A 13,236-nucleotide genomic window follows, 5' to 3' on the forward strand; every position below is an offset into this window, starting at 1 on the left:
TGTGTATTAACTGGAATTGTGCTATAATATGAATTACTGTTTGATTGTGAAAAAAAGGTTATCCAGAAAGGAGCAAGGTTATGACGAAACGTAACTACCCTAGAGCACAGGGTTTATATAACCCAGTTTTTGAACATGAAGCATGTGGTATAGGTATGATTGCGAATATAAATGGAAATCGAACACATAGTATTGTTCAAAACGCGATTAATATGCTTTGTAATATGGAGCATAGGGGAGGACAATCTGCTGATATAAGCACTGGTGACGGTGCAGGGATTTTAACGCAGATACCAGATCGGTTCTTTCAGAAGCAATGCGCAAAAGAAGGTGTACGATTACCCCGAGCAGGGGAATATGCCATTGCGATGATTTTTCTACCTAATGAATTAGAAACTAGGGTAGAATGTAAGCGAATTATTGAGTCGATCGTAGAAGAAGAAGGACAGACCTTCCTTGGGTGGAGACCAGTTCCACTGAATGATTCCTTTATCGGGTCGCTTGCCGCTAAAACAAAACCAACAATTAGACAAGGTTTTATCCAAAAATCTCCAGATATTACAGATAGTAAAAGCTTTGAACGAAAGCTTTATATAATCCGAAAACGCATTGAGCATGTCATGAATCAGAATCCCGCTTATTACGACACTTACATATCCAGCCTATCATCTAGAACCATCGTATATAAAGGGATGTTAATTCCAGAACAATTAGACTCCTTCTACATTGATTTAAACCACCCTGAATTTAAATCCGCATTGGCATTAGTACATTCCCGTTTCAGCACCAACACATTCCCGAGTTGGAATCGAGCACATCCAAACCGGTATACAATCCATAATGGTGAATTTAATACGATACGTGGAAATGTCAATTGGATGAAAGCACGAGAGAGATTATGTACATCTAGTTTTTTTGAAGCGGAGGATTTAGAAAAAATACTACCGATCATCGATGCAGATGGAAGTGATTCTTCGATATTTGATAATACGTTTGAATTCTTACACCTATCAGGCTATTCATTAGCACATGCTGCCATGATGATGATACCCGAGCCTTGGGCAAATAATCCTCATATGACAGAGGAGAAAAGAGATTTTTACGAGTTTCATAGTACATTTATGGAGCCGTGGGATGGACCGAGTGCCATTGTATACACGGACGGGGTTCAGGTTGGAGCCACACTCGATCGAAATGGCTTACGGCCTGCTCGCTATTATGTAACGAAGAATGGGATGATTGTTCTTGGCTCAGAAGTAGGTGCCCTCGATATATTCGCTGATGATATTTTGTATAAGAAACGTCTAGAGCCTGGAAAGATGCTTCTAGTCGATTTAGAAAAGGGAATAATCATACCAGATGAAACGATAAAACTACAAGTTGCTACAGAAAAGCCGTATAAGGAATGGTTGATGGAGCTGGAGGATATCGATACTATTCCCAATACAGCTACATCTCAACCAACCTATCGAGGCAAGAAATTGTTGGAAAATCAAGTTGCCTTTGGTTATACCCGTGAGGAATTAGAGAAAATTATGAAACCATTAGTATCAGGTGGAAAGGATCCAATTGGGTCTATGGGATATGATGCTCCATTAGCTGTCTTATCGAAGAAGCCGAGGCTTTTATTTGACTATTTTAAGCAATTATTTGCCCAGGTAACCAATCCTCCAATTGACGCGATACGGGAAAAAATGATCACGATGACAACGACCACGATTGGTCCTGTGGGGAATATCGTGGCTCCCAATGCAGATAGCTGCAAAAAAATTCGATTAAATACACCGCTCCTAACGAAACAACAACTAGAGAAGCTACGCCATAATAGAATGCACGGCTACCGTTCAAAGACGATTTCTACCTTATTTGGCATACACAATGAAATGGAACAAGCATTGCATAATATGCTCGAACAAGCGGTTCAAGCAATAGAACAAGGGGCAACGTTTATTATCCTTTCTGATCATGGGCTTTCCGAGTCAAAAGCTGCGATTCCATCTTTACTTGCAGTAAGTGGGCTACACCACCACTTGATTCGCTTAGGATTACGTACACAAGTCAGCATAATTGTAGAGTCAGGGGAACCGAGAGAGGTTCACCATTTTGCAACCCTAATTGGCTATGGAGCAGAGGGGATCACACCGTATCTCGCCTTTGATACAATCGAAGCCCTTTTGCAGAACGATGAAATTAATGCTAAATCCGTAGAAGAAGCTATCAATCAATATATTCATGCTATAACAGATGGGATTGTCAAAGTTTTATCTAAAATGGGAATTTCTACGATTCAAAGTTACCTTGGGGCACAGATATTTGAGGCTGTTGGAATCGCCAATCAGGTGATAGAACAATACTTCACAGGTACATCTTCTCGTATCGGTGGTATTGGACTAGAAATAATACAACAGGAAGTTCTCATGCGCCATAAAAAGGCGTATAAGCCGAAACGTGGAACTACGCTTGCTTTGGAGGACGGTGATGATTATCAATATCGTTCGAATGGCGAGGATCATCAATATAATCCGAAAACAATCTATACTTTACAACATGCCGTACGTTCAGGGGATTACGAATTATTCAAAACTTATTCTAGCATGATTACGAATGAAAAGGAGAACTTACAATCATTAAGAGGGTTATTACAATTTAAAAAACGCAAGCCAATTCCGATTGATGAAGTGGAATCTGTGGATGAAATATGTGCCCGTTTTCGAACAGGTGCCATGTCTTTTGGGGCATTAAGTAAGGAAGCGCATGAGTCATTGGCTATTGCTATGAACCGTCTTGGAGGAAGAAGTAACTCTGGTGAAGGTGGAGAATCTGTTGATCGAAATCAAACCGATGCTAATGGTGATTTGCGTAAAAGTGCTATTAAACAGGTGGCCTCTGGTAGGTTCGGGGTTACAAGTAATTATTTAGTCCATGCAGAGGAGATTCAGATAAAAGTAGCACAAGGTGCCAAGCCGGGTGAGGGAGGACATCTCCCAGGAAACAAAGTATATCCATGGGTTGCCGAGGTACGGAACTCAACACCAGGTGTTGAGCTCATATCACCACCACCACATCATGATATCTATTCAATTGAAGACTTAGCAGAATTAATTTTTAACTTAAAGAATACGAATCCGAATGCACGAATTAGCGTGAAATTAGTTTCTGCTGTCGGTGTTGGGACCATTGCAGCAGGAGTAGCGAAGGGGCGCGCAGATCACATTCTAATTAGTGGCTATGATGGTGGTACGGGTGCTGCACCATACACGAGCTTAAAGCATGCGGGGCTACCTTGGGAAATAGGCTTAGCTGAAGTCCATCAAACTTTACTGTTAAATGGGCTACGTGACCGTGTTGCAGTGGAAGCAGATGGAAAGCTGATGACAGGAAGAGATGTTGTTATTGCTGCCTTACTAGGGGCAGAGGAGTTTGGCTTCTCGACTGCACCGTTAGTAGCGTTAGGGTGCGTAATGATGCGAGTTTGTCATTTAGACACTTGTCCAGTTGGAATCGCCACACAAAATCCGGAGCTACGTAGAAAGTTTTCCGGAAAGCCGGAGCATGTCGTTAATTTCATGCGCTTTATTGCTATGGAAACACGAGAGATCATGGCAGCGTTAGGTTTTAGAACGATAGAGGAAATGGTTGGCTGTACAGATGTATTAGAGGTTAACGACGAGATTGAACATTGGAAGGCGAAGAAGATTGACTTGGCAAGTCTACTCTTTCAGCCGAAGCCAGCTTCTGGTATGATAGCACGTTATAAACAAATCGAGCAGGACCACGGGATTACTTCTACGTTGGATTATCAGGAACTGATCCCTAATTGTAAACGTGCATTTAAAGAAGGAAAGCAAGTAGAATTTACAACCGCTATTCGGAATATTCACCGAGCAACAGGGACATTATTAGGTAGCGAGATTTCGAAAAGATATGGCGAATTAGGTTTGCCGGAAGACACGATTAAATTGAACTTTAGTGGTTCTGCTGGTCAGAGCTTTGGCGCGTTCATTCCAAAGGGGATCACCTTACGATTAATTGGAGATGCCAATGACTTTGTCGGAAAGGGACTTTCTGGAGGGAAAATTATTGTTCATCCAGACCCTGTTGTGACCTTCCAACCGGAGGAAAACATTATTGTTGGTAATGTTGCCTTTTATGGGGCAACCTCTGGTGAAGCCTTCATACGGGGGATCGCTGGAGAGCGTTTCGCAGTGCGCAATAGTGGAGCCAATATCGTCGTAGAAGGTGTTGGTGACCATGGATGTGAATATATGACCGGAGGAAGAGTTGTTGTTTTAGGTCTAACAGGGAAGAACTTTGCTGCTGGGATGTCTGGTGGTGTTGCCTATATTTATGATGTAGATGGAAGATTCCGTGAACGAGTAAATCCAGATAGGCTTCATATTCAAGGTCTCGAGGATTTGTCCGAAGTCGATGAGCTATACAGCTTAATCGAAAAACATGTTCACTATACCAATAGTATATATGCGGAACGAATTTTAGCATACTGGGAAACCAATTCTGCAAAATTTCTCCGTGTTATCCCTAAGGCATATGCCAAAATACAAGAGCGGATAAAGGCATTAATGACGCTTGGGTTAAATAAGAATGAGGCAGAAATGCAAGCCTTTCAAGAGATCCATGGGCAACGTGACCATCATAAGGAAAAGCAAATAATAGGTAATCATCGAAAGAAATCTGAAATGCTTCCTAGCTTTTAATCGAAAGGAGGATTTTATGGGAAATCATACCGGTTTTATGCAGTATGAACGACAAACACAACCCGAAAGAGGGCCAACGGAAAGAATTAAGGATTGGAGAGACTATACAGCTTCATTTACAGCCCAGGATATACAGATACAAGGTGCCCGTTGCATGGGGTGTGGTGTTCCAACTTGTCATGTTGGCATGGAAATTAATGGGGTTACAACGGGGTGCCCATTAAATCATTTAATACCGGAATGGAATCATCTCGTTTATGAAGGAAAATGGCAAGAGGCGCTTCATCGTGCCCATGCTAAAAATAATTTTCCGGAATTTACGGGAATTGCATGCCCTGCTCCATGTGAGGGGGCATGTGTTCTCGGCATTAATGAGCCACCAGTAGCCATCAGATCTATTGAACGGGCAATTGTAGAAAAAGGTTTTGAAGAGGGCTGGATAACAGCAAATCCCCCCGAAAAAAGAACCGGAAGACGGGTAGCGGTAGTCGGCTCCGGGCCAGCTGGCTTAGCTGCAGCGGCACAATTGAACCAAGCAGGACATGAGGTTACGGTCTTTGAGAGAGAGGATCGTATTGGTGGGCTATTAACATATGGAATTCCAGAGATGAAGCTTTCCTATCAGGTGGTGAAAAGAAGAGTAGACATTTTAGAACAAGAAGGGGTTCACTTTATTACGAATACAGAAGTTGGCAAGGACATCCCAGTAGAAAAGCTCAGGTCCGAATATGATGCGATCATTCTAGCTACTGGTGCAACGGTGCATCGAACTATGCCAGTAGAAGGAAATAATCTAAAGGGAATTCACTATGCAATGGACTTTCTCCATCAGAATACGAAGAGCCTACTGGACTCAGGGCTAGAAGACAATAACTATATCTCCGCAAAAGATAAGAATGTTATTGTCATCGGTGGAGGTGATACGGGGACGGATTGTTTGGCGACTGCCGTACGTCATAATTGCAAATCACTAACCCAATTTGATATTTATGAAAAGAAAGGCACAGAGCGTGATGCTGCTTCCAATCCATGGCCACAATACCCTATTATCCACCGGGTTGAATATGGTCATAAGGAAGCGGCAGGTAAATTGGGAAGGGACCCACGTGCATTTGCTGTCATGACAACGAAATTTGTAGGAGATGAAACCGGACATATTAAAGAAGTTCATACGATTAATGTGCGTAACAAAATAGAAAACGGCCAGAGAATCCGTGAAGAAATAAAAGGAACCGAGCAAATATGGCCTGCCGATTTAGTATTAATTGCCATCGGATTTACTGGCCCAGAACAGGGCTTACTCGATCAATTAAATCTTGAACGTAATCCCAATACTACAGTGAAAGCAACGTATGGAGACTATCAAACGAATGTAGAAGGTGTCTTTTCTGCAGGGGATATGCGAAGGGGTCAGAGTCTAATTGTATGGGCTATCCATGAAGGAAGAGAGGTTGCACGGGAATGTGATCGCTATCTCATGGGAGAAACGGACTTACCTTAATATAAAAAGGCTGTAAAAGCTAGATACTAAAAGGGAAATTTAATTTGATTCCGGTCACTATATCAAGTATGATTAGAAAGTGATTTAGCGAATACGATTACTAGTTATAGTACGATATAGTTATTTGGAGATGAGGATATATTATGAAATTAAGATCCATTTATGGATTAACAATGGAACAATTAACAGAATGGTTAATAGAAAAAGGACAAAAAAGATTCCGTGCTGAACAAGTTTGGGATTGGTTATATAAGAAACGGGTCCGTCATTTTACAGAAATGAAAAATGTAAATAAAGAAACGATTGAACTATTACAAGAGAATTTTGTTATTGAAACATTGGAAGAGGAAATCGAACAAGTCTCTAAAGATGGGACAGTTAAATTTCTGTTCAAATTAGCAGATGGAAATTTAATTGAAACGGTGTTGATGCGTTTTAATTATGGTCTTTCTGTATGTGTCACAACACAGGTCGGGTGTAATATTGGTTGTACCTTCTGTGCTAGTGGTCTACTTAGAAAGAGCAGAGATTTAGATAGTGGCGAAATTGTAGAGCAGATTATGAAGGTGCAAAAGCATCTGGATGAACAAGGAAAAGATGAACGGGTTAGCCATATTGTCGTAATGGGAATTGGTGAGCCGTTTGATAACTTTACGAACTTAATTGATTTCATTAAAGTCGTAAATGATGAGAATGGCCTTAAAATTGGTCAGCGTCATATTACTGTATCAACTAGTGGCTTAGCTCACAAAATTTATGAATTTGCTGATACCGGTTTACAAGTAAACCTAGCTATTTCCTTACACGCACCGAACAATGAACTAAGAACTAGCATTATGAAGATAAACCGAGCATTTCCTATTGAAAAGCTGATGAAGGCTGTAGATTATTACTTAGAGAATTCTAATCGTAGAATAACGTATGAGTATATTATGCTTAAGGATGTCAATGATCACGAGGAAGAAGCGATACAGCTTGCCAAATTACTACGTAGCAAACGCCATCTTTCCTATGTGAACCTCATCCCTTACAATTCTGTTGAGGAGCATGGCCAGTATCAACGAAGTGAGACACATGTCATCCAAGCATTCCACGAAGTATTGAAGAAAAATGGTATTAATAGTGGAGTTCGCTGGGAAAATGGAGCTGACATAGATGCAGCATGTGGGCAATTACGAAGCAAACAAATTAAAAAGCAAAAGATTGTATAAGCGGAAACGAAAAGACCGACTCATCATAATTTTGAGTCAGTCTTTTTTTGTTTGAATATAATATTGCAAAAGATACGTTTACTATACGAAAAGGGGAAATTAGTGTGTCTGGATTTGTTGGTTTACTCACATCTAAAAGATTTAAGCAAGATAGCAAACCGACGCAAGAGGCAAATTTAACTGAGCTTGAGAATGAGGAAATGCATGATGAAATGGAAACTATGGAGCAAGCTGATTTTCTGGTTATGAAACTCACCGATTATCGTAATGTTCGACCCTTTATATTCAATAATGAACGATATGGACTAGTTTTCGATGGAACCATTTATAATGAGGGAGACTTACGTAAAAGGCTAGAGAAGAAAGGCTATATGCTTAACTTGGATACAGCAGAAGAAGTCCTTGGTAACCTATTTCTAGAATGCGGTGTTAAGGGATTCCAACTGTTAAGGGGCACATTTGCATTGGTAATATGGGATTATCAAGAAAAGATTCTCTATGCTGCTAGAGATCCCTTTGGAATTAAACCGCTTTACATGATGGATACAGAAGAGGAGGTTCTTTTTTCTACAGAAATACAAGCTATAACTAGGCTAAGGAAAGATCTAACATTCCATTATCAAGCATTACAACACTACTTTTCATTTCAATATATTCCCCCACCACTCACCTTGAAAAAAGAAATTACTAGCTTAAAACCAGGTCACTACTTAATCAAAAAAGCCTATCAACCTCTGGAAACCTATGCTTATTTTAAAGCAGCATTCCATCCCGTAAACGGCAACGAGAACCAAATTATTAATCGGATCCAAGAGATTTTAGTAGACTCAGTAAAGGTGCATATACAAGAAGAAAAGTTCTTGGGAGCATTATTATCAGGTGGTATTGATTCAAGCCTTCTTGTTGGGATAGCCAAGCAGTTTAACCCTAGTATAAAAACTTTCTCTGTTGGATTTGATGTAGAAGGATATTCTGAAATTCCCATTGCACAGCAAACCGCAGAAGAGCTAGGAGTAGAGAATATCTCGTATCTAATTAGTCCGGCAGAATTTGTAGCCAGCCTACCAACTATTATTCACTTGCTAGAAGAACCGTTAGCAGATCCATCATGTGTTCCATTATATTTTGCTGCCCGAAAAGCAAGTGGCCATACGAAAATAGTGCTATCAGGTGAGGGGGCTGATGAATTATTTGGAGGCTATAACATCTATCATGAATTTCATTCGTTAAAAGTATTTCAATATCTGCCGGATACAATAAGAAAATGGCTGAGAACATTATCCCGAATTGTTCCTGATGGGATAATAGGAAGGGGCTTTCTAGAACGTGGTACCACCCCACTCCATGAGCGGTATATTGGAAATGCTAAGATCTTTGAAGAAGAGGAAAAAAGTCGCTTTATGAGAACGTATGATGAATTAACTAATTACAAGCACATGACAGCCGACTTATTTGCCATGGTGAAAGAGGCCCATCCAGCTCATCAAATGCAATATGTAGATATGCATACTTGGTTACCTGGGGATATATTAAGAAAGGCAGACCGAATGACGAAAGCACATTCCATTGAGCTTAGGACACCATTTTTAGATAAAGAAGTCTTTGATGTTGCAAGCAAAATACCAGTAGCTTATAAAATTACCAATAAACAAACCAAAGCAATATTACGTAAAGCTGCCATCGGTTTCATTCCAGAGCACGTTACCAATCGGAAAAAGCTAGGCTTTCCTGTACCATTAAAAAACTGGTTAAGAAATGAACTGTATGATTGGGCAACCGAAATCATTCAAGAAAGTAACACCGATCACATTCTGGATAAAACCTATTGCATGAAGCTCTTAAAGAGTCATTACAAAGGGTATCACAATAACGCAAGAAAACTATGGACCATCCTTGTCTTTATGATGTGGCATCAATTATTTATCGAGTCGTAAATGTACTATCATGGTTTACACAGAGACATAGAAATGAATTTAATCGTAAATCGAATGAAACATAAATACTAGCCCCGCAACTATAGATAGACTTGAGCGAAGGGGCTTACCTTATCACCCGTGGAAGGCGGTGAGGCCTGCTACTAGATTGGGATATGCTATTCATTCGGTTTTTTTCTTTACCACTTATGTCCAAGCTTCTATCTGCTTTCTTTATAGATAAACATCGTTCATTCACTTATATAGACTTATTGAAGTTAACTTTGTACACAGGTATAATGAGGTGTATAATGTAATGAACAATCATGAAAAAGTCTATGATATTTAATAAAAATACAATATTATGAATAGGATAGTAACACCCTAATAGGAGTAATCGATATGAATCATAAAGCAGTGATTTTAGGTAATAATTATTATATAGGATTAAGTGCGATTAGAAGTCTAGGTAAAGAAGGCGTTCATACAGTTGCGGTAGATTATTCAGAAGATGATCGCTATGGTGCGGCTTCGAAATATTGCTCAGAAAAAATAATAGTGCCACATTACAAAGAAGAGACGGAAGAATTTATTCAAGCATTAATTGATTATGCAAAGAAGCAAGATAAAAAGCCAGTGTTGATTCCATGTCATGATACATATTTGGAGGTTATCGACGCGCATTTACATCGGATTAAGGAATATTACTTAATCCCTCAAACAGAGCAAGGCTTAGCAACACGTGTAATAAATAAAGATACATTACACGCACTAGCGATAGAGCATGGTGTACGAGTACCGGAGACAGTTAGGGTAAAGGAACCGAATTTTAAAGAACGAGTAGAACAGGAAATAAAGTTTCCTTGTTTAGTAAAACCGTTCGATTCCCCTAGCTTTGTTGCTACCTTTAGAAAGAAAATCTTTAAAGTTCATAACATGGAAGAACTAGAAGAAGCATTGGAAAAGGCGAAATCCGCCAATCAAGAAGTGTTCGTTCAACGGATTATTCCGGGTTTTGACGACCATATGTACACATTCGATGCTTATTTGAACCAAGATTCTAAGGTGACCCATTGGACCACTTGCCAAAAGCTTCGCCAATACCCTATTAATTTTGGAGCATCGGTATACACAATCCAAAAATACACCCCCGAATTATTTGAGCTTGGTTCGAAGTTTCTAGAGGGGATTCAATATAAAGGCTTTGCTGAGATTGAATTTAAAAAAGACGAAGAGACTGGCGAGTTCTATTTAATTGAAATCAACGCAAGAATTACCAATTTTAATCATTTATTATATAAAGTTGGCTTGAATTTCCCATACATCACATACCGGGAAATGATCGGTGATCCATTAGAGCCAAAAGCAGTGACCGAAACGACAAACCGTGCTTTCTGGTATGGATATGAAGATTTACTAGCAGTAAAGGATTATGTCAAAACAGGTCAGTTAAAATCTTCAGAGGTCGTAAAATCGTTATTTCGACCAAAGGCATATGCAATCTGGAGCTTGAGCGACCCTAAACCTGCGTTTGTATTTATGAAAACGAGAATTGGTAAATTGTTTGGCCAAAGGAAAGGATAGGAGGAATTTTGTATGCAATTAAAACAATTATTACAAGCTATTGAAGTAACCAATGGTAGGGAAGTAGAGCCGTTAGAAATTCGTAATGTCTCCTATCATTCCCAAAAGGTTCAAGAAGGAGATTTATTTGTCTGTGTAAAAGGTTATAAAACGGATGGTCATCAGTACTTGGCAGATGCAGTAAAGCGTGGCGCTGTGGCTGCGGTAGTAGAGGACTTCCAAGATGGGATTGATATTCCACAATATGTTGTAAAAGATAGTCGTATTGCATTAGCGAGACTAGGGGCATGCTTTTATCAAGATCCATCATCCAAGTTGAACATGATTGGGATTACAGCAACAAATGGTAAAACAACAACTACGTACATGACGAATGCTATTTTAGAAAACGAAGGGCGTCGCACAGGTCTAATTGGAACTGTCATTATCAAAAATGGTGACGAGTCAATCCCTGCTGAACTGACAACCCCTGAGTCCCTAGATTTACAACGCTATTTAAATGAAATGGTTCAGAATGATGTGACCCATGTCACGATGGAGGTGTCCTCAGCTGCACTAGAATTACACCGTGTAGAAGGGGTCAACTATGATATTGTGTCTTTAAACAATATGAGTAAAGAGCATATGGAGATGCATGGCACCTTCGAACGCTATTTTGAAGCAAAATCGAGCTTAATTCGGAATGCATCTGAGAATAGCTTTGCGATTTTAAATTTAGATGATCAATATTCTGCTTCATTAGTGGATAAAACAAAAGCAAAGGTTATTTCATTTGGAATCGACAGTAAAGATGGCTATGTCCATTGCAAAAACTTGGATTTAACTACTGGTAGAGGTAAGTTTACCGTTGAGATTTTAAAGTCATTTGAAGCAAATGGTATTTCATATGAGCCAAGTGAATTCGATGTTGAATTAGCTGTACCAGGACTTCACTCTGTGTATAATGCGATGGTTGCGATCATTGCTTCACTTATTAGCGGAGTTCGAATAAGCACGATTCAAGAGACGCTAAAAGAATTTTCTGGAGTACCTCGTCGTTTTGAATTCATCTATGAAAATGAAATTAAAGTAGTAGATGACCATTTTGCAAACCCAGGAAATATAAATGTTACCTTACAAACATTAGACTTTATGGATTTCGAGCAATTACAGCTTGTCTATGCTGTTCGTGGACAGCGTGGGGCAACCATTAACCGTGAAAATGCGGAAGTCATTGTGGAATGGGCAGATAAGCTTGATATTAAGGAAGTTATTGCAACTCGAAGCGTATCCCATACTACCTCGAAAGACGAAGTGACAGATGATGAAGTCAAGGCATTTTTAGATGTGATGGAAAAAGCTAATATTAAAGTTAACTTATATAATGAATTACCAGATGCGATACATGAAGCATTATCAAAAGCGAATAAAGGTGATTTAGTACTACTTGCTGGATGTCAAGGTATGGATTATGGTGCAGGTATCGCCTTAGAAGCGTTAAACAAAGAAAATGCGGAAGTCAAATAGTGTCTATGCACAGTATGATATAAAGCAGGTGGATTGATTGAAACAGAAAAAGCTAGGAGTTTTAGGTGGGATGGGACCTGCTGCTACATCGTTATTTTTTGATCGAGTTATTGAAAATACGGTAGCCAATAAGGACCAAGACCACATTGATATGGTTATTCTTAACCATGCTACGATTCCGGATCGGACAAGAGCAATTCTTGAAGATAATAAAGAACCGTTTTTACAAGCGGTTAAAAAAGATTTTGAGATTTTTGAAGCTGCTGGAATAGATAACATTGCCATTCCATGCAATACGTCCCATTATTTCTTCCGTGAAATGCAGGAAATGACTTCGATAAACATAATTAATATGATCGAAGAAACGGTAACCCATATTCGAAATACGTTTGGTAGTACGGCTAAAGTGGGGATTTTAGCAACGGATGGGACAATTAATACAGGTATATATCAGGCTGAGTGTCATAAATATAATATGAAGGCTCCTATCCCAAATGTGCATGACCAACAAAAAGTGATGCAAACAATATATAATTTCAAAGCAGACCAACCTGTTGATGTTCACGGGTTCGAGCAAATTATTGCAAAGCTGATAGAGGATGAGAACTGTGATTGTGTCATTTTAGGATGTACAGAGCTTTCTTGTATTGAAATCTCAGAGCATTGGAAGCAGTATTGTGTAGATGCAATGCAGGTGTTAGTAAATGAGTCCATCATTCGCTCAGGCAAAGAATTAAAAAAGCGAGTAGTGGTCTCTAACCTACCTATTTAGTTCAGCCATAATAGGGATTTTATAATGACTAACG

7 protein-coding genes are annotated in these 13,236 nt (G+C 39.5%); all 7 read left to right on the top strand.

What is annotated here, in order from left to right; genetic code table 11:
* Nucleotides 1–80: 80 nt before the first annotated feature.
* The 7 genes from gltB to cuyB all read left to right on the top strand — a co-directional run bounded on the left by gltB (nucleotide 81) and on the right by cuyB (nucleotide 13,202).
* A complete protein-coding gene (gltB, locus tag KGF86_RS02475; protein WP_211741071.1) occupies nucleotides 81–4,715 on the top strand; it encodes a glutamate synthase large subunit in 4,635 nt (1,544 codons plus the stop codon).
* A gap of 16 nt (nucleotides 4,716–4,731) precedes the next feature.
* Nucleotides 4,732–6,216 (top strand): glutamate synthase subunit beta, encoded by a 1,485-nt coding sequence (locus tag KGF86_RS02480; protein ID WP_211741072.1) that lies wholly within the window; start codon nucleotides 4,732–4,734, stop codon nucleotides 6,214–6,216.
* A 143-nt stretch (nucleotides 6,217–6,359) separates the two neighbouring features.
* The gene (gene rlmN, locus KGF86_RS02485; RefSeq protein ID WP_186868163.1) at nucleotides 6,360–7,427 is read left to right on the top strand and encodes a dual-specificity RNA methyltransferase RlmN; all 1,068 of its coding nucleotides are present in this window, start codon (nucleotides 6,360–6,362) and stop codon (nucleotides 7,425–7,427) included.
* Between the two features lie 47 nt (nucleotides 7,428–7,474).
* Nucleotides 7,475–9,361, top strand: coding sequence for an asparagine synthase (glutamine-hydrolyzing) (asnB, locus tag KGF86_RS02490; protein ID WP_211741073.1), 1,887 nt, complete (start codon nucleotides 7,475–7,477; stop codon nucleotides 9,359–9,361).
* A 381-nt stretch (nucleotides 9,362–9,742) separates the two neighbouring features.
* On the top strand, nucleotides 9,743–10,924 hold the full coding sequence (locus KGF86_RS02495; RefSeq protein WP_211741074.1) for a carboxylate--amine ligase: 1,182 nt from the start codon (nucleotides 9,743–9,745) through the stop codon (nucleotides 10,922–10,924).
* Nucleotides 10,925–10,936: 12 nt separating this feature from the next.
* Nucleotides 10,937–12,430, top strand: a complete 1,494-nt coding sequence (locus KGF86_RS02500; protein WP_186868166.1) for a Mur ligase family protein — start codon at nucleotides 10,937–10,939, stop codon at nucleotides 12,428–12,430.
* Between the two features lie 37 nt (nucleotides 12,431–12,467).
* Nucleotides 12,468–13,202 (top strand): cysteate racemase, encoded by a 735-nt coding sequence (gene cuyB, locus KGF86_RS02505; protein ID WP_186868167.1) that lies wholly within the window; start codon nucleotides 12,468–12,470, stop codon nucleotides 13,200–13,202.
* The last annotated feature ends 34 nt before the right edge of the window (nucleotides 13,203–13,236 follow it).

This window comes from Ornithinibacillus massiliensis (assembly GCF_018310345.1).
GTDB lineage: Bacteria > Bacillota > Bacilli > Bacillales > Amphibacillaceae > Ornithinibacillus > Ornithinibacillus massiliensis.

What these genes read in the sequence shown, in the direction of transcription:
- KGF86_RS02480 (WP_211741072.1), top strand. Translation starts at nt 4,732, where the DNA reads ATGGGAAATCATACCGGTTTTATGCAGTATGAACGACAAACACAACCC.
- gltB (WP_211741071.1), top strand. Translation starts at nt 81, where the DNA reads ATGACGAAACGTAACTACCCTAGAGCACAGGGTTTATATAACCCAGTT.
- KGF86_RS02495 (WP_211741074.1), top strand. Translation starts at nt 9,743, where the DNA reads ATGAATCATAAAGCAGTGATTTTAGGTAATAATTATTATATAGGATTA.
- rlmN (WP_186868163.1), top strand. Translation starts at nt 6,360, where the DNA reads ATGAAATTAAGATCCATTTATGGATTAACAATGGAACAATTAACAGAA.
- KGF86_RS02500 (WP_186868166.1), top strand. Translation starts at nt 10,937, where the DNA reads ATGCAATTAAAACAATTATTACAAGCTATTGAAGTAACCAATGGTAGG.